General features: G+C 41.0%; 15 protein-coding genes. 7 read left to right on the top strand and 8 right to left on the bottom strand.

Annotated elements, in window-relative coordinates; genetic code table 11:
- Window positions 1–298: 298 nt before the first annotated feature.
- The 4 genes from IQ259_RS09890 to IQ259_RS09875 all read right to left on the bottom strand — a co-directional run bounded on the left by IQ259_RS09890 (window position 299) and on the right by IQ259_RS09875 (window position 5,189).
- Window positions 299–1,864, bottom strand: coding sequence for a serine/threonine-protein kinase (locus tag IQ259_RS09890; protein WP_193884183.1), 1,566 nt, complete (start codon window positions 1,862–1,864; stop codon window positions 299–301).
- A gap of 516 nt (window positions 1,865–2,380) precedes the next feature.
- The gene (locus IQ259_RS09885; protein ID WP_193884181.1) at window positions 2,381–2,830 is read right to left on the bottom strand and encodes a hypothetical protein; all 450 of its coding nucleotides are present in this window, start codon (window positions 2,828–2,830) and stop codon (window positions 2,381–2,383) included.
- Between the two features lie 143 nt (window positions 2,831–2,973).
- The gene (locus tag IQ259_RS09880; protein WP_193884179.1) at window positions 2,974–4,167 is read right to left on the bottom strand and encodes an anhydro-N-acetylmuramic acid kinase; all 1,194 of its coding nucleotides are present in this window, start codon (window positions 4,165–4,167) and stop codon (window positions 2,974–2,976) included.
- Window positions 4,168–4,670: 503 nt separating this feature from the next.
- On the bottom strand, window positions 4,671–5,189 hold the full coding sequence (locus IQ259_RS09875) for an HPP family protein (protein WP_193884177.1): 519 nt from the start codon (window positions 5,187–5,189) through the stop codon (window positions 4,671–4,673).
- A 7-nt stretch (window positions 5,190–5,196) separates the two neighbouring features.
- Here IQ259_RS09875 and IQ259_RS27550 point away from each other — a divergent pair, with 7 nt between their 5' ends.
- Both IQ259_RS27550 and IQ259_RS09870 read left to right on the top strand, forming a co-directional pair.
- A complete protein-coding gene (locus tag IQ259_RS27550; protein ID WP_255525302.1) occupies window positions 5,197–5,322 on the top strand; it encodes a hypothetical protein in 126 nt (41 codons plus the stop codon).
- A gap of 12 nt (window positions 5,323–5,334) precedes the next feature.
- On the top strand, window positions 5,335–6,483 hold the full coding sequence (locus IQ259_RS09870; RefSeq protein ID WP_193884175.1) for an alanine--glyoxylate aminotransferase family protein: 1,149 nt from the start codon (window positions 5,335–5,337) through the stop codon (window positions 6,481–6,483).
- Between the two features lie 183 nt (window positions 6,484–6,666).
- Here the strand turns inward: IQ259_RS09870 and IQ259_RS09865 are convergent, their stop codons facing one another.
- On the bottom strand, window positions 6,667–6,903 hold the full coding sequence (locus IQ259_RS09865) for a hypothetical protein (RefSeq protein WP_193884173.1): 237 nt from the start codon (window positions 6,901–6,903) through the stop codon (window positions 6,667–6,669).
- Window positions 6,904–7,445: 542 nt separating this feature from the next.
- Here IQ259_RS09865 and IQ259_RS09860 point away from each other — a divergent pair.
- A complete protein-coding gene (locus IQ259_RS09860) occupies window positions 7,446–8,447 on the top strand; it encodes a cyanophycin synthetase (protein WP_193884171.1) in 1,002 nt (333 codons plus the stop codon).
- A 75-nt stretch (window positions 8,448–8,522) separates the two neighbouring features.
- Here the strand turns inward: IQ259_RS09860 and IQ259_RS09855 are convergent, their stop codons facing one another.
- Entirely contained in the window at window positions 8,523–10,172 is a 1,650-nt protein-coding gene (locus IQ259_RS09855) for a Ppx/GppA phosphatase family protein (RefSeq protein WP_193884169.1), read from the bottom strand.
- 261 nt (window positions 10,173–10,433) lie between these two features.
- Here IQ259_RS09855 and IQ259_RS09850 point away from each other — a divergent pair, with 261 nt between their 5' ends.
- The 3 genes from IQ259_RS09850 (at window position 10,434) to IQ259_RS09840 (ending at window position 12,569) form a co-directional block, all read left to right on the top strand.
- Window positions 10,434–11,315, top strand: a complete 882-nt coding sequence (locus IQ259_RS09850) for a 4-hydroxybenzoate solanesyltransferase (protein WP_193884167.1) — start codon at window positions 10,434–10,436, stop codon at window positions 11,313–11,315.
- A 180-nt stretch (window positions 11,316–11,495) separates the two neighbouring features.
- Window positions 11,496–12,074, top strand: a complete 579-nt coding sequence (locus tag IQ259_RS09845; RefSeq protein WP_193884156.1) for a hypothetical protein — start codon at window positions 11,496–11,498, stop codon at window positions 12,072–12,074.
- Between the two features lie 6 nt (window positions 12,075–12,080).
- Entirely contained in the window at window positions 12,081–12,569 is a 489-nt protein-coding gene (locus IQ259_RS09840; RefSeq protein WP_193884154.1) for a TIGR00725 family protein, read from the top strand.
- Window positions 12,570–12,595: 26 nt separating this feature from the next.
- On the opposite strand, the gene IQ259_RS09835 is transcribed toward IQ259_RS09840, so the two are convergent.
- Complete coding sequence (locus tag IQ259_RS09835; RefSeq protein WP_193884152.1) at window positions 12,596–13,615, bottom strand: diguanylate cyclase; 1,020 nt, start codon at window positions 13,613–13,615, stop codon at window positions 12,596–12,598.
- Window positions 13,616–14,474: 859 nt separating this feature from the next.
- On the bottom strand, window positions 14,475–15,950 hold the full coding sequence (locus IQ259_RS09830; RefSeq protein ID WP_193884145.1) for an aminotransferase class I/II-fold pyridoxal phosphate-dependent enzyme: 1,476 nt from the start codon (window positions 15,948–15,950) through the stop codon (window positions 14,475–14,477).
- Window positions 15,951–16,077: 127 nt separating this feature from the next.
- Here IQ259_RS09830 and IQ259_RS09825 point away from each other — a divergent pair, with 127 nt between their 5' ends.
- Entirely contained in the window at window positions 16,078–17,655 is a 1,578-nt protein-coding gene (locus IQ259_RS09825; RefSeq protein ID WP_193884143.1) for an alkaline phosphatase, read from the top strand.
- Window positions 17,656–17,714 lie beyond the last annotated feature (59 nt).

The following is a 17,714-nucleotide window of genomic DNA, read 5'->3' as shown; positions in this document are numbered from 1 at the left end:
GATTAACCATTCTAAACTTAACAATGTGCAAAGCAAGCCTGACGGCTGCATGTATTTGTTAAGAATAAACTGTATTGTAGGGAGTAAGTTAGTCACTAAAACTAAACCATATTAATAGTGGCTGTTTAAGTAAACTAATTTATGTGCTGTATTGGATGCAGTGCAAGCTTTGCGTAGATCCAATAAATACTAGCTGATCACTCGCCATCGATAATCATTATATTTGCTATAACGTAGAGCTTACAACCGAATATAGATTTTTTGTTATAAAAGTTTACATTTTGCAATCAATCAGACCCTAGCCCGAAAGGTCGAAGGGAGAATCTGTCGCCATCGCTTCTAATTTAGACAAAATTTGGGGTTTAATTTTTTCGTACTCATTTTTGAGAACATTTTTACTAATTTGTGGATCAACAGATGAACCTGAGATTTTACTTTCTTCTGCCCACTGTTCTAGGTTCTTGCGTTGAGCAGTAGCAATACTGCAAAGTAGAATATGAAAACAGTTACTCGGTGCTTCCCGTGCAAAAAATAACAACCGATAGTAACCATTTTTTGCCAGTAATCTAGCGATGTCTTGGCCTAAACTCGTCTTAAGATCGAGGTAATAAGGCAACCACTTAACACCATGTTTGCGATTGTAGATAACGGTAATCCATAGCAGCATGGGATGGGGTGCAGGCAAAAAAAGAAATTGATTATAACGATTACATACGAATCTTTTGAGAATTTCCCGTTGTGGTAACATCACCCATAGGGCCGGTAAAACTTCGTCGTTGACGCGAATCGTGTGGGGGAAAACAATATCGGCAATTGGCTTATTATCTGGCCAAGAAACAGAGCGAAGAATTTCGTCGTGTGAAGGTAATACCTGTACATCAGCCTTTGTTTTTGGCTGAAGCTCAACGGGAATGGTTATGGTATGAGTAGCTAGAGGTTTGGGCGTAGAGTGATCTTGCTGAGTTATGTGTGATCGATAATTTTGTTCTAAAGATTCTAGCACCCTTAAAACTTCGCTCACCTTTTGGGGGCGATCGCCTGGTGCTTTAGCAAGACAACTCATGACTAAATTTTGTACTTCTTTGGGAATTTGTAACCCAGGATTCACTTCAGAAAAAGAGCGCGGTTCTTGAGTGTGGTGTGTTTTATACCATGATCCAAAAGAGTGAGTTGGTGCTACCAATGGCATCTTACTGGTGAGCATTTCAAACATCATCACACCCAAACTGTAAATATCCGAGCGATTGTCTAATTCCTTACCCTCCATCTGTTCAGGAGAAGAATAAGCCAGAGTTCCCAAATAAAATTTTGTCTGGTCGCTATTTGCTTGGAGTAACTTAGCAATCCCAAAATCTAGAATTTTTACTAATTCCCCAAAACTGGAGTCTTGAATTACCAGCATGTTGCTGGGCTTAATATCACGATGAATAATTGGGTAAACAGTGCCATCAACGGGGATGCCATCATGGGCGCACTGTAACCCCAGGCTGATTTGACGCACCATACTAAAAAATCTGGGTAAAGCTAGATTGTGCTGACGAATAATCTGACCCAGGCCGTATCCCTGTAGATATTCCATGACGTAAAATGGTGTGTTGTTTTCATCTACGCCATAGTCCATAACTCGCACAATATGGATGCTTTTTTGTCCCAACAAGGCACAGGTTTTTGCTTCTCGCTCAAAGCGTTCTTGTAAGCGCATCTTTTCATTTTGAATCGATAGAGCGAGAAACTTGACAGCAACAGGTACACCCCCCAACAAAATATCTTTAGCACGATAAACTCGACCCATAGCTCCAGTACCAATTAACTCTTGGAGTTGATAGCGTTTGCCGAGTAAGCGTCCAATGTTGGGGTCTGACATAAAATATTCGACTCCAAAAGCAGGTTGTAAGTGTGTGGGAAAAAAAGTATATGCAAATTATTCGCTCTAGAAATCAATTTCTAGACTCATCACTAAAGTTCATTGATTTGAACTGAAGCAGTTTTTAGTCCTATTTGCGAGGACTTCTAGCATTAGCCTGGGGGTGGTTTTTACGACTGGTGGAAGATGCCAATTCAAACCAACGGAATGGTAGATTCATCCTGACGTTTTCTAGCATTCCGCAATCTGATGTTGATTTATTTTTAGTTTGCCCAATTTTGACTAAATAAATATCTATGATTTCTATTGATTTGCGATCTCTTGGGATAGCACTAAGCTAATCCGCCTTGAAGTTACATAATCCTTAGCCTCAGAAAGACACGGGGATGCAATTTGAATGATTATGAGCTTAGTACAGCTTGGCGGAAGTAAGCAGACCATTTGAAATGGTTAAAAAGCTTGCGGTATAAGCAATCTTTCTTTTTATTTTTGCCTTTTTACTTTTACCTTTTTATACTATGTAAGTGGCTGACGTTCTAGGCTGGCTTCCATAGTACTAGTTAAAGAATGACCTACCATAACACCACAACTCAAATAGTAAGTCTCATTTGAAATACGATGTACAGTTTCAAAGCCACTACGACGTTGACGATCGCTCAGTACCCAATAGCGCTGCACAATTGTATCTAGACCGATCCAGCCCTCACCTTCAATCTGCCCCAAAAGATTATGCTGAAGCAAAAAAGTATACTGGCGTTCGCCCTCATGCAAACGCCCTTTGTATTGTAAAGAGATTTCCGAGCGATCGCTACCAGGAAATATTAGCTTTGTTGCCATTGTGAACCAGTTATCTCGATTCCAAGCAACCAAGGTCATACCTTTAACACTGATTGGCATTCCATTGCGTTCTAGCCAACTGCCTTGTAATGTCCAGCGTCCTGGTTCCATTAAAAAAGTGTGAGCCACCTTCTCAGTTCCTTGTATTAATCGAGTACTTATATGACTCAAAGATATATTTGAAACACAAAAATGTCAGGCTTTAAAAAGGGGACAGATTACAGGTGACAGGTAATAGGCGCAGTGCCACGAGGTCATTTGAGCATTTTTTACTATTTCCTCTCTACCCGAAGGGGTTGGTGAATTTCTCCTAACAGAACTTCATAGGGTGCGCCTGTTGCGGATGGGAGGTTACCAGGAATACCTAGCTGTCTCCAGTAGGCTAACACAGCAAAAGCGATCGCTTCTTTAAAATCTGCACTCAACCCGACTTCATCAGTAGTTAAAACTGGGATTGTTCCTAATAATGTCTGTAACCTTTGTTTTAAGTACAGATTGCGACTTCCACCACCACATAAAAATACGCCCTGTGGCATTTGAGGCAAAAAAGTCTGGTAACTCTGAACAATGGAAGCCGCAGTAAGTTCTGTTAGTGTCGCCAGAAAGTCAGATGGGCTAAGTTGGTATGGTTCGGCAGCTTTTAAACACTGCTGCAAGTAATCTACACCAAATAATTCACGCCCTGTAGATTTGGGTGGCGGTAGATGAAAATAATCTTGCTGTAACCATTGTTCCACCAAAGCATGGCAAGGAGTACCCATCGCTGCCCATTTACCATCCTCATCATAAGTTTTAGCACCAGCAGTTAAATGCTCCACCGCCAAATCCAAGAGGCTATTTGCTGGGCCAGTATCCCAACCGCGCATTTTTTCTAACCAGTGATCGCGGCGGGGTGGTATGTAAGCTACATTACCTATACCGCCTAAATTCTGAATGCACCGTGCTTCTTCCGGGTGGCTGAGTAAATAAGCGTCAACTCTGGGTACAAGCGGTGCGCCATGACCACCAACAGCAATGTCAGCAACACGAAAATTACTGACAGTTGTGATACCTGTAAGATATGCAATCAAATCACCACGCCCAAGTTGTAGAGTGTAGCCTAAAAAGGAGTTATCCTCCCCTGCTCCCCTGCCTCTCTGCCCTCTTGCTTTCACAGGTGGTCGATGGTAGACTGTTTGCCCGTGGGAACCAATCAAAGTTGCTGGTTGATAACCAGTTTGAATATTTTGGGCAGCTTGAGCAAAAGTTAAAGCGATCGCATCATCTAATTCTGCTAATTCTGCCATTGAGATGGCTTTCTCTGCACAAACAGCTAAAATACTTTCTCTGAGTTCGGCGGGATAGGGATATGTTTTTCCTGCTAACAACTCCACTTTGATATCTAAATCTGTACCAGAAATATCAACTAAAGCAGCGTCAATACCATCTACGGATGTGCCACTGATTAAACCAATAACGCGAGTCATAAATGATTTGTCACAAAGAAGGGTGTTGTAGTGACCCTTACTACGATGCGGTCTATGATGACCAAGGTTGGGACGGTCTACTACTTCTCTTAAGATACAAGGTTGGGTGTCGGGTGTCGGGGAAATGAGTGGGGGCTTGAACCCACCACTCATTAAAGACCACCAAACCGGAGATTTGGCGGAGGCTATGACACCAAGGTGGCTCGTCTTGTGGGGTGTACAAAAAGAAAGTTTTTTCTTCTCCCTTCACACCCCACAGCCTAAGTAGGTCGGTGTTAAAAATTGTCGTTATGACAAGGCAGGAAGCAGAGGGCAGAAGGGAAGAGGTTTTCAAGCTACTTTACTTTCCGTTACATAGTTCGGTTTATTTGCACCTTTCTACTTACACCCTAGTTTTGGTCAATAGTCATAAGTCAATCTTGAGGTTCAAGTCAAGTCTTACTTGATTATTGCTTGGTCAGGCATCGTTCATCCAGGATTTAATATCCAACCAGATTTATTTTTTATTTATGATGATAATGTGCGAGTAGCCATAAGGTATAACGCTCTAATCCTACCAACACAGTAGTAATCCCAATCGCCAAAGCAAATAAAACTAGATTACTGACATTGCCAGCTTTTAAAGCAAAACTTAAGGAAGTAGCTACAGATGGAGGGTGCATTGCATCTAAGAAAATCATAAGTGGGATCGCAATTACCATTGCAATACCCCCAGAGAGATATCCCCCACCAAATAACAGATAGGTGACAAAGCCAATGCTTGCAGCCATCATTTGAGAAAGAATCAGCGTTCGTACAGAGTTTGTTCCGTGCTGGGGATCGAGATAAATCAAAAACGCACTAGAAGCAAGGGACGCAAACAGTAGACGCTGCTGAGTTAATCCTTCTACTACAGCCATGACAGTCAGTACAGTTACCGTCGGTAAAGTTACCAAGGCTATCTCTCCCTTGAGATTTAATCTGCGTCGCCACCGGCGATTTGCTCCTTTTAGAGGTTTTAAACTCGAACGTTTTTGATTCATTACATATTTGTCACACGGACTTAACATTTACTGTAAAACTTTGCAACAGTTGTTGTTTCTAGCAAATGAGGTATTAATTCAAGATGATACAACGGTGATGCGATCGCTCTATGATCCGGTAAGTACCGTCTAGGGAGAACAAATTATGTCCCAAACAATCTCGATTAACGATAGTCAACGCTTACAACTCAAACCTCTAGAAATCCCATCCAAGCTGCTTTTGGGGCCAGGGCCTTCTAATGCTCATCCTACTGTTCTCCAGGCTATGAATACTTCCCCCCTGGGACATCTTGATCCAGATTTTCTCGCGCTGATGGATGAGATTCAGTCGTTACTGCGCTACGTTTGGCAAACAAACAATCCCCTAACTATTGCCGTTAGTGGTACAGGTTCCGCTGCAATGGAAGCAACAATCGCCAATGCTATAGAACCCGGTGATGTGATTTTAATCGGTGTGGCTGGATACTTTGGTCATCGCCTTGTAGATATGGCTGGGCGATATGGTGCTGATGTGCGTACTATTACCAAACCTTGGGGGCAAGTTTTCTCTTTAGAGGAACTCCGTATTGCTGTGGAAACCCATCGTCCAACAATTTTGGCTTTGGTTCACGCCGAAACTTCCACAGGTGCGCGTCAACCATTGGAAGGAGTTGGTGAACTGTGTCGGGAATTCGGCACGTTGTTATTAGTTGATACTGTTACTAGTCTTGGTGGTGCGCCGATATTTTTAGATGAGTGGGGAGTAGATTTAGCCTACAGTTGTAGCCAAAAAGGCTTGGGTTGTCCCCCTGGTGCTTCTCCTTTTACCATGAGTCCCCGTGCTTGGGAAAAATTGCAGCGCCGTAGCACGAAGGTGGCAAACTGGTATTTAGATATGACTTTGCTGAGTAAATATTGGGGTAATGAACGAGTTTATCATCATACAGCACCAATCAACCTGTATTATGCTCTGCGAGAAGCCTTGCGTTTAGTGGCAGAAGAAGGACTGGCAAACTGTTGGCAGCGTCATCAAAAGAATGTCGAGTATCTCTGGGAAAGCTTGGAAGGGATAGGATTGAGTTTGCACGTTGAACGAGAATATCGTTTACCAACTCTAACGACTGTCTGCATTCCTGAAGGGGTCGATGGTAAAGCAACTGCACGACGGCTATTAACAGAACACGGTATTGAAGTTGGTGGTGGATTGGGAGAACTTGCAGGGAAAGTCTGGCGCGTTGGGTTGATGGGCTTTAATAGCCGCAAAGAAAGTGTTGATAGACTGATAGAAGCACTGCAACAGGTTTTACTTAAATAGCTGCAACCAAGGCCAGGGATTAGGGGCAATGATTTTTCAGTACTCCCCATTCCCTATTTTCATAAGATATTTAATATCATTCGGTGCGTTAACAGGGATATAACGCACCTAAATAATAATGGCGATCGCACCCTTACCCTTAATCCTGCTTACAAATGTATAGTTAAATAACGGATTGAAACTTTAAGCCACAACTTCTTCGCGTTGATGATCAAAGACAACCATAAAAGACGCATCAGGCATCATCTGACGTAGGCGCTGCATATAACCGTCTGCATCTGAACGACTGCGGAAGCGAGCCACAATTTCTCGTTGTGCATCAGGCTGTAAGCGAGCAATTGCCCAACCATTTAGGCGTTCTTTGTAAGCGATCGCTTGATTTCCGTGGCTAGTAGCTTTGTAATCTGTATTTTGTGGCATGATTTATGATATCCGTGTGTAATTTTCAGTGAAGGCGTTACTGACTTCTCTTGGCGGGGATGCACTAACGCCTTTTTTCAAGCTGCTGCCACCTTGTTATTCCATTATTTTTGGATTGTCAAGACTTAGCAAAACATTTTACAAGAAATGGCTCTTGAAAATTACACTTGCGATCGGTCTCAAACCCTTGATTAGCAACTAAAAAAGGAAAAAACAAATCCAAATTTAGAATTGTCAACAAGTGTGGCATCTCTACTAGGGTTACTTACTTCTACACGCAAATTTAATACCAACAGGAAAATTTTATATATGTCTCGAAATATACAAAACAATTATTCTGTATAGAAAATGTCTTAGAGAAAAACTTTTTTAGACTAGACGATAATATTAATTTTTATAAACTATCATGTGAATTAATTTTATCTAACTTTTTGGTTGCTTTGAAAAAAGGTATTTTGTAGTGCTTAATTTTTATTATCTTGACCAATGCTTGACAATTCGTTAAAATTTCTTTCTGCGAATTATACTTTTGGATACAGCAAATGCCATTAGTAACATCAATAATTCAAAAAATTGCTCCTCAAATAGGTGCAATAGTTGTAGTAGACCCTGAATACGCTTTTGTCGGACATATTACCTTTAAAAACGGAAATAAAGCTTGTTTTAGTAATAGTAAATTAAATATTAATGGTTTCGGTTCTGCCGAAATAGCTAAAGATAAAGCTTACTCTAACTTTTTTCTTAAGCACTTTGGATATAAAGTTACTGAAGGAAAAACTTTTTTTAGCAATAAATTATGTGCAAAACTAAGTAGTGAGAGAAATATTGATGCAGGATTTAAGTTTGCTAAAGAAGAATTAGGTTTTCCAGTAATTGTTAAACCCATTAATCTCAGTCAAGGAAAATTTGTAGCAAAGGTATATAATAAAACAGAATACTATCAAGTTGCTAAAAAAATATTACGCATCACTCCAGGGTTTATTGTAGAAAGATTTTATCTAGGTAATGATTACAGAATTGTAGTCATTGATGATGAAGTAAGTGCAGTTTATCAAAGAATTCCTCTATGTGTATTAGGTGATGGCAAGTCTACTATTTTAGAACTGCTACAACGAAAAGAACAATGTTGTATTGCTAATGGCAGAAAAAAGATTATAGATTTTAATGATTTCCGCATCAAACGAAAATTACAACGACAAAAACTCAAATTTGATAGTGTAATACCCGAAAATAAAACTGTCTATCTCTTAGATAACGCCAATTTATCCAGTGGAGGAGATGGAGTAGATGTTACCGAAAATATCCACCCTGACTTTAAAAAATTAGCAATAAATGTCACCAAAGATATGGGGTTAAGATTAGCTGGTTTAGATATTATTGCTGATGATATAACTATGCCAATGAATAATTATGTAATTATTGAAGTTAATGGCTCACCTAGTTTAACTCACTATGCTGCAATTGGTGAAGCTCAAGTCAAAAGAGTCGAGGATTTATATTTCAAAATTCTCAAAGCTTTGGAAAATGAACAAATTTGTATCTAGCCGCCAAGCTTACCGACTTTTTAAATAAGTCGGTAAGCTTGTTTATCACGAATAATTTAGGAATGCTGTGTAGTATTAGTTAATAGCTACTTTAGAATATTCTAAAGACGCAATTAATTTCACACCAAATTCTGCTTCAAACACTCCTTTTTTGTAATCTAAACTCCACATTTCTAAGGCGCAGTCATCATGAGGATGAGAGGGAAAAACTGATAGATGTACTTCTTGGGTATCAGGATAATACTTAAATTTAACCTGAGATATTGCGCCAATTTGTCGCCTATCTAAAGCCACTGCCAATCTTAAAATTGCACTTAATTGGCCGACTATTTGCCGATGATTTTTACCCAACAAATTGCGGAAATTTTCGTGCTTTTTCTTGGGCGGAGATTTGCGATGATAACGAGCTAAATTCGCAATGATTTCGATTTCGGTTTCGGTATAGCCTAATAATTCGCCATTCCGAATTAGATAATAAGAGTGCTTGTGGTGGGATGAATGGCTGATGTAGTGACCGCAATTGTGTAAAATTGCTGCTGCCCATAAAAGTTGTCGCTCATCATCTCCCCAGGTGTGGAAGATGCCTTGAGTTTGGTCAAATAAACTCAGAGCAAATACAGCTACGCGATCGCTATGTTCAAAATTGATGTGGTACTTTTTGACCTGTTTCAGCACACTCCGCTGGCGAATCGAACTTTGATAACGTAATCGGTCTTCGATTAAACCGTGAGTTAGCATCCAATCAACAATTACGCCTTCTCGTAACGCCCGTCCACAAAGTGTGACTGCATCTACACCTAACAGGATCATGGCTTCTTGAAGGACGATCGCACCTGCCAAAATCACTTCTGACCGCTTTTCTGGCATACCTGGTATGGCTGTTCTTTCGACATTGGTCATTTTTGCCAAGCGATTCACCCAGCCCTGCAAATCCTGGAGGCTTAATTGGTAGCCATTGAGTGTAGAAGGCATCATACTCAATTTTTCACGGGCATCAATTAAGGCTAAAGTTTCAATAGTGCCGGATGTTCCCACCAATCGAGGATATTCACCAAACTGAAGATTTGCTAAAACATCCTCTACAGAACGTTCTAACATCCCCCTGACGTAAGCTTGTAAGTACTGAAACTCACTGTTGGTGATGGGGTCGCTGGTGATAAATTCACTCGTAAGTCTCACCGCACCCACCTTGGTACTGGTGAGTGTGCGCGGTTCTTGAATGTCTCCCAAAACAATTTCTGTAGAACCACCACCAATATCAATAATGATGTGGGGCTGATTGTTAAATTCCATCCCCGACAGCACACCTAAATAGATGCGGCGTGCTTCTTCTTGACCAGAAATTAAGTCAACGCTTAAACCCAATTCGCTGTCTATCCTGTGGAGAAAATCTTTGCCATTGGGTGCTTCTCGCACTGCACTAGTGGCCACAGCAATGATGGTTTCGGCGTTGAAAGTTTGAGCAACGGTTTGAAAGCGTCCTAAACAAGCGATCGCCCTATCCATCACCTCTGGTTTTAATTCGCCAGTGACTAAATCGCGATCGCCCAGTCGCACAGTCTCTTTTTCTCTGGTAAAAATGCTAAAAGCTGGTAGTGTTGGGTCAATTTTAACCACTACCATGTGTAGAGAATTGGTTCCCAAATCAATGGCAGCAATAATCCGGTGTTGCTGAACTGCTTGAGTTTTCACACTCTCCCAGCCAGCTGAAACTAAATTCGGCATCTAGTTTTCTCTCTCTATTTAAGAAGGACGATCAAAGATGGTGTGTCGAGATTGTGGACTCTGATGCACTCTCAGGCTGACCGTATCGAGACGCTACCTGAGATAAGTAGATTTACCCTGCCATTTACAACTTGAGTGATGACGGAAATGTATTTATCGTTGCAAATTTAAGTTGTGTTTTTACAAATATCAAATAAAGTTATTCTATAGATGTAAAGAAGTGTTAATTTATCAAAATTTAGTAATTTTTTCTTAACTTCTATGTTGAGTACGCCAGAAAGCAACCAGGAACCTGTGTGGTTGGTGATTATTCGGCTTTTACGGTGGCATAAACCGGAAGGGCGGTTAATTTTGATGATTCCTGCCCTGTGGGCTGTGTTTTTGGCGGCGGGTGGTCAACCGCCTTTACCTTTGGTGGGAGTGATTGTGTTGGGTACTCTCGCCACAAGTGCTGCTGGGTGTGTGGTGAATGATTTGTGGGATAAAGATATCGACCCAGAAGTTGAGAGAACACGCGATCGCCCCTTGGCTTCTCGTGCCTTATCGATCAAAGTTGGCGTTGTGGTAGCTATCATAGCCCTAGGATGTGCGGCTATTCTGGCATTTTATCTTAATTCTTTGAGTTTCTGGCTATCGGTGGCGGCCGTCCCAGTAATTATACTGTATCCAGGGGCAAAGCGAGTATTCCCTGTGCCACAGTTGGTACTATCCATTGCCTGGGGTTTTGCTGTGTTAATTAGCTGGAGTGCAGTGACTCAAAGCCTTTCCCGTCCAACTTGGTTATTGTGGGGCGCAACTGTACTGTGGACATTGGGATTTGATACTGTGTATGCTATGAGCGATCGCGAAGATGATCGACGCATAGGTATTAATTCTAGCGCCTTGTTTTTTGGCAATTACGCCCCAGATGCCGTAGGTATTTTCTTTGCTGGCACAATCTTGTTACTAGGTTGGCTGGGTATGACAATCAACATTCACCTTGCTTTTTGGATAACTCTAGCACTAGCTACTACGGGCTGGAGTTGGCAGTATTGGCGATTAAAACAGAACGACTTGCCTAATGTTGCTTACGGTGAAATGTTTCGGCAGAATGTCTGGATTGGCTTTATCTTGCTGGCTGGAATGATTATTGGTTCAGTTTAATAATAGAGACGCGATATATCGCGTCTCTACAGAATCAATTTACAATAATTTTATAAATATCCAGTATTTCCCCTGATTACAAAAAGATTTCATCAATATTATTGGTGGTAGCTCCGCAATCTTACCAAGATAGTTTATTTGTTGGGTATATGCCTATGAAATTTAGCAGCACCCAACTCAATGCAGCGATCGCACCTTGCTAAAGCCGCCATGATAGTTTTCCTCTCCCTTGGCAGTCTAGGAATTGTTGGGGGTAGTTTTTTTATCAGAAAAGCATTTAGTAGTAGTACTGAAGCAAAAATCATTACTAATACATCTCGTTACAGTGAAATCCGCAATCAACTTTGGCCAAATCAAGCAGAAATTCAGCATTTTCCCCGCGAGATTACAGCTAACACAAAAGATGTGCGGATTGCTTACTCCTCAGGAGTTGCACAAGCAAGTAGTTTCTTGCAAGTGAGAGAGAAACAATCACCGACACAAATTCAAAAACTACTTGCACAATACAGAAAACTTGCCAAACATAAATATATCGGCGGTGATACCAACGATCATGCCAACTTCCCCAACGGTGTTCCAACTACCTTTTTCTACACTGGTGATGCTGCGGGATCATCTTTTCCACCTTCCTATGAAATCTTAGTTTTGAATGCTGAAGATAGAGGTACCCAAGGTTTTAAATGGAATCATGGTGATAGCTACGGTGTAGCCATTGATAGTACAGCCTCAGAAATTGTTTATTGGGCTGAAAAATGGTAAGTCTGAATGAGAAAAATCGTGATTGGGGTAATGGGGCCTGGAGAAAGAGCAACAATAAATGATTTGCAAAATGCCTATAAATTAGGCGAACTCATTGCCCAACAAGGATGGATTTTGTTAACTGGTGGTAGAAATATAGGGGTGATGGATGCAGCAAATAAGGGTGCAAAGTCTCTTGATGGTTTAACTTTAGGAATTCTCCCCAGTAGTAAAGAAGATGGCATTTCTGAAGCGGTAGATATTGCAATTTTCACAGACATGGGAAATGCACGGAATAATATCAATGTTCTTTCTAGTAATGTTGTGATTGCTTGCGGTATGGGTGCAGGAACGGCTTCAGAAATTGCCTTGGCTTTGAAAGAAAATAAGCCAGTGATTTTGTTAACTGACGACAAAGAAAGCAAAAATTTCTTTAAGAAATTATCGCCAGAAAACGTTTATATTGTGGAGAGTGCGTTAGATGCGATCGCCACTGTGCAGGAGTATTTAGCCTAGATTTGGAGCGTGATACATCCTCTTGACTAAGACACAACTTTGAGATGAGGGGAATGGGAATATTCCCAACTAACAGCTTGGTTGCGTCCTAAAGCTTTAGCATTTAACAAACATTGATCGGCACGATTTAGTAAGCTATAACCCTTACCATCATCATCTGCTTGCAAACTAGCAACACCTAAGCTAATTGTGATTGGAATAACTACTTCTTCGTTAATGGCAAATGGTTGTTCCGCAACTATGCGATTTAGGCGATCTGCGACTATCATTGCTTCTTCACCAGTGGTGTTAGTGAGAACAACTACAAATTCTTCGCCACCATAACGGAAGGGAGTATCTTTAGAGCGCAGGTTATGCCGCAATCGATAGGATAATAATTGCAAAAGGCGATCGCCAACTAAATGCCCATATGTATCGTTAACTTTTTTGAAATAGTCTATATCTAGAATAATCAAACTCAAGGGCATTCCTTGAGTGCGGGCTTTTTTAATTTGTCTAGGTAAATCCCATTCCATTGCACGACGATTACTAATTTCTGTTAACGAATCCGCTAAAGCGATCGCTGATAATAAATCATTTGTTCGCATCAGTTCACGGTATTTTTGAGCTTTCCGTAAACCAACACTCAATTGAGCTAATATTACCTGATGATGGGCTGCTAAACTTGCAGGTCTATTGTCTATTATTTCATCTGACAAGTGCCAAATATAAGCATCAGCACCTTGTCTGAGCGCAGTAGCAGTCATTTCCCATTCCCCTCCCAAATCCTGCTTATTTTTAGCAGCAAGCTGATATGAACGATCCTCAAAAAGGATACAGTATAACCAAGATAGCTGGGACTGATTTTTCAACCAACTACATAGTTCTATACTTCTATCCAGGCTTGCTTGCACAAATATGACATCAGGCGGAGAAATTTGAATTTGAGAAATTGCCTGATGAAAATCAGCAATAACTTCTAAACTAAAAGCGGTTGCATTCAGGATCTGATCGGGAAGTTTGGCGACAAATTTATCACTTCCAAAGACCAGAATAGAAATATTCATTTTTGTGCTTTCTGCCTTATTTCAAGCTAAAACTTCCTGCTATTTTTTGAAATAGTTAATCTATCAGTATTCTTATTCTTGATAGATTTCTCTATGTTTGATAGTCATAACCTTAAATTAACCGTATCCTGATAATTTTAATATCATCTTAATACCTGACACTGAATACAACCCGTGAACTCCCTAGTTCTGATAATTACTGTCTGTCTTTATCTATTTTTTTTAAAACAGTAAAAATACGGAATTTATATCTAGCCTTAAAAGGCTAACTGTAGTTTCCAGGTGTTAGTTATCTGAAATTATGCACACGATAAAATAACTATATTGCTACTTATGAAAAATCTATTTATTTAACCAAATTTAATGCTAGAAAAATATAAACTTTGTCTTTTTTCCGTAAAAACCGAAATACTTAATAAAGATAAAAAATGTTATGCACTTATTTGTCATCAAGCATAATGCCATAGCAAAAGCAGATGCAACTAAAAAATTTTAAATAACCAGACTGTATTTTTACAGTATTAATTTCTTTGGTGTTAATTGAGTTAGCAATATGCTTTTTAAAGAAGTTATGAAGCATCAGTAAATCTACATATATAACGTTACTGAATTTAGGGATGAAATAATCAACCGCAAAGTACACATACCCCTGCGGGGAAGCAAGCGTTAGACTGATATCACGCCGAAGTCTACGCGCAGCGTCTCGTAGAGAAGAAGAGGTTTTTGAGAGATAAATATCAGGAAATCATCCCGCATTTATGCAACACCGAAATAATAAGTCGCACATTGCGTTAGATAAAGACAAAACACTCATCGACAGAATATCCACTATGACTAAGTTTTAGTATTTTGCGAAATATTAAGTCGATGGAACAGCGCCCCAATTTTTGACAACTTTTAAAGTTCGCAGACTAGAATCTGCACATCCACTAATCATCCCACCCATTGCTTGAATTTGTTGTAAATATGCTAAAGCTGCTGTGGTAATGATTTCTCCTGGCATTAAAACAGGGATTCCGGGAGGATAGGGACAGATAATTTCGGCACAAATGCGATCGCTCGTTTGTTCTATTGGTAAAGTTTCACCCACAGCAAAAAAAGCTTCACGGGGAGATATCTGCATAGAATATTCCCTAAAATTCTGCCCAAGTTGAGGATTGACAATTACTTTGTTGCGGCAATACTTCTCGGCAAGAATATTGCAACTTTGTACCAATTGCTCAATATCACTTGCGGTATTACCTAAACTAATAATAAAAGTCAGATTTTGTAATGAAGCGAATTCCGCAGTTACACTTAGCTTTTCGTCTAAAATTTCCTCAGCTTCAAATCCAGTTAAACCCAAACCAGTAACGTTAACTGTTAACCGAGTTTTATCTAATTCCACAAAGCCAGGTGATAATTGTTGCTGCAAAATCGCTAAACCCGGAATTTGGCTGATTTTGGTTCTCGCTACGTCTGCAAGTTCTAAAGTGCGAGACATGAGTTTTTTTCCATCCACCGCCATTTGCTGACGTGCTGCATCTAAGGAAGCTAACAGTATATAACTAGGACTGGTAGACTGAAGGAGTTGCAAAGCTTTACTTATGCGATCGCTATCTATTCTCTTTCCTTGAACGTGTAACATCGATGCTTGCGTCATCGCACCGAGTACTTTGTGAATTGACTGGACAGTTAAATCTGCACCGACGGCTAAAGCTGGAGTAGGTAATTCGGAGTGAAAGGTGAAATGTGCGCCGTGGGCTTCGTCTACCAGTAAAGGAATATTATATTGATGGGTAATTTTAGCGATCGCAGCTAAATTTCCGCAGACACCGTAATATGTGGGATAAACTGTTAACACCGCTTTAGCATCAGGATGTTGTTGTAATGCGATTTCTACAGCATTTGGCGTGATACTGTGAGCAATATCAAACACCGAGTCATATTCAGGATGAATAAAAATCGGCATCGCACCAGAGAGAATTAAACCAGCGATCGCCGCAGAATGCACATTCCGAGGCAAAATAATTTTATCGCCTGTACCGCAGGTAGCCAGAATTGCCGCTTCAATACCGCAAGTAGAGCCATTGACAAGAAACCATGTTTGTGTAGCGCCAAACGCTGCCGCCGCAAGTGCTTGTGCTTGTTGAATTACACCTTGGGGTGAAAAAAGACTATCTAACTCGGCTAATTCTGTTAAATCTGCCCGAAATACAGCTTCACCCAGTAAATCAGCCAATTTTGGCAAAATTCCTTGACCCTGCTTGTGTCCAGGGGTATAAAACGGAGTGTGAGGCTTTGCCATACAAGCTTTGATGGCATCTAACAAAGGTGTTTGGTCTTGGTTGAGCATCAGATAAAAACTAAAGGTAGAATTTCACACTTCAGACTTTTTAACGCTTTCTTAATCTTCGCTTGAATGTCGGTTGATAGGTTCATTGCATTTGTGCGGAAAACTTAGAAATTAACTAAAGGTAGATATGGATTTTACCAATTGCGATCGCCTATTATCAAAACCGTATAAACGACGGAGTGTTTTACTAGGTGCAGGATTTTTCACAGGTTTAGCATTAACTAGCCAATGGCAACCAGCATTAGCCAGATCGAGATTTTCTAGCTATCCCTTTACCTTGGGTGTAGCTTCTGGCGACCCATTACCAGATAGCGTGGTGTTATGGACAAGGTTAGCACCCGACCCCCTCAATGGCGGTGGAATGCCCCCCAGAAATGTTGTGGTACACTGGGAAGTCGCCCTAGACGAGAATATGCGAAGAGTTGTCCGACGTGGTACAACTTTAGCGATCGCAGATTTAGCACATTCAGTACACGTTGATGTCCAAGGTTTAGAAGCTAACCGTTGGTACTGGTATCAGTTTCGCGTTAGTAATGAACTTAGCCCCATTGGCCGGACTCGTACAGCGCCAGCATTCAATAGTTTTGTCCCACAACTCAACTATGCCTTTGTTTCTTGCCAAGATTGGCAAAATGGCTTTTACACAGCCTACAAACATCTGGCTGATGAAGATATTGAATTTGTTGTACATCTTGGTGATTACATTTACGAATACGGGCCAGAAAATGGCGGGCCTCGTCAGCACAATGGCCCGGAAATTTTTACCTTAGCTGACTACCGCAACCGCCACGCACTTTATAAAACCGACCCCAATCTGCAAGCAGTTCATGCAGCCTTTCCTTGGATAGTTACATGGGACGACCATGAAGTAGAAAACAACTACGCCAACTTTATCCCCGAAGAGAACCAAAGCCCAGAAGCATTTGTCCAACGACGCGCCAACGCCTATAAAGCGTACTACGAACACATGCCGTTGCGCCTGTCTTCACTGCCTAATGGTGCTAATCTTCAGCTTTACCGACGCTTGAGTTTTGGAAACTTAGCCGAGTTTCATGTCTTAGATACACGTCAATTCCGCACAGACCAACCTTGTAATGATGGACTCCAGCCACGTTGTCCAGAAGCCTTTGACGAAAATGCCACCATGACAGGTCAAGAGCAAGAAAAGTGGCTATTCCAAGGATTAAACCAATCCTCCGCCCGTTGGAATATTATTGCCCAGCAAACAATGTTTGCTCAATTCGATTTTGATCCACGTCCAGAGATTGGAGTGTTTATCTTAGATCAATGGGATGGCTATGTAGCTGCACGTAATCGCATCGTGAATTTCCTTAACCAGCGCCGTCCCTCTAACCCTGTGGTGATTACAGGCGATATCCATTCCAGTTGGGTACACGACATAAAACTTGATTTTAATAACCCATCCTCACCAACTGTAGCTACTGAGTTCGTCGGTACTTCTATTACCTCTGACTTTCCCAGCCAATTCATTGCGCCAGTACAAGCCGCTTTGAGTGGTAATCCCCATACTAAGTTTTTCGATGGTGCATTCCGGGGTTACGTCCGTTGTCAACTCACTCCTACACAGTGGCAAAGTGACTATCGGGCTGTTTCTAGCATAGTTGATTCCACCAATACCACTATCAGCACCTTAGCTTCTTTTGTTGTCCAAGATGGGCAACCAGGAGCATATCGGCAAGCTTAATTCTGGCGAGCCTGTTGTATGAGTGGGTATTTGCCCACCATACATTTTTTGAGAATGTA

Origin of the sequence: Fortiea sp. LEGE XX443 (assembly GCF_015206815.1) — a bacterium.
Lineage (GTDB): Bacteria > Cyanobacteriota > Cyanobacteriia > Cyanobacteriales > Nostocaceae > Nostoc_B.
This window is presented reverse-complemented; position numbering and strand designations above follow the sequence as displayed.

Coding starts and splice junctions, on each gene's coding strand:
- IQ259_RS09890 (WP_193884183.1), bottom strand. CDS start 1,864: ATGTCAGACCCCAACATTGGACGCTTACTCGGCAAACGCTATCAACTC.
- IQ259_RS09880 (WP_193884179.1), bottom strand. CDS start 4,167: ATGACTCGCGTTATTGGTTTAATCAGTGGCACATCCGTAGATGGTATT.
- IQ259_RS09875 (WP_193884177.1), bottom strand. CDS start 5,189: ATGAATCAAAAACGTTCGAGTTTAAAACCTCTAAAAGGAGCAAATCGC.
- IQ259_RS09870 (WP_193884175.1), top strand. CDS start 5,335: ATGTCCCAAACAATCTCGATTAACGATAGTCAACGCTTACAACTCAAA.
- IQ259_RS09865 (WP_193884173.1), bottom strand. CDS start 6,903: ATGCCACAAAATACAGATTACAAAGCTACTAGCCACGGAAATCAAGCG.
- IQ259_RS09860 (WP_193884171.1), top strand. CDS start 7,446: ATGCCATTAGTAACATCAATAATTCAAAAAATTGCTCCTCAAATAGGT.
- IQ259_RS09855 (WP_193884169.1), bottom strand. CDS start 10,172: ATGCCGAATTTAGTTTCAGCTGGCTGGGAGAGTGTGAAAACTCAAGCA.
- IQ259_RS09850 (WP_193884167.1), top strand. CDS start 10,434: ATGTTGAGTACGCCAGAAAGCAACCAGGAACCTGTGTGGTTGGTGATT.
- IQ259_RS09845 (WP_193884156.1), top strand. CDS start 11,496: ATGCAGCGATCGCACCTTGCTAAAGCCGCCATGATAGTTTTCCTCTCC.
- IQ259_RS09840 (WP_193884154.1), top strand. CDS start 12,081: ATGAGAAAAATCGTGATTGGGGTAATGGGGCCTGGAGAAAGAGCAACA.
- IQ259_RS09835 (WP_193884152.1), bottom strand. CDS start 13,615: ATGAATATTTCTATTCTGGTCTTTGGAAGTGATAAATTTGTCGCCAAA.
- IQ259_RS09830 (WP_193884145.1), bottom strand. CDS start 15,950: ATGCTCAACCAAGACCAAACACCTTTGTTAGATGCCATCAAAGCTTGT.
- IQ259_RS09825 (WP_193884143.1), top strand. CDS start 16,078: ATGGATTTTACCAATTGCGATCGCCTATTATCAAAACCGTATAAACGA.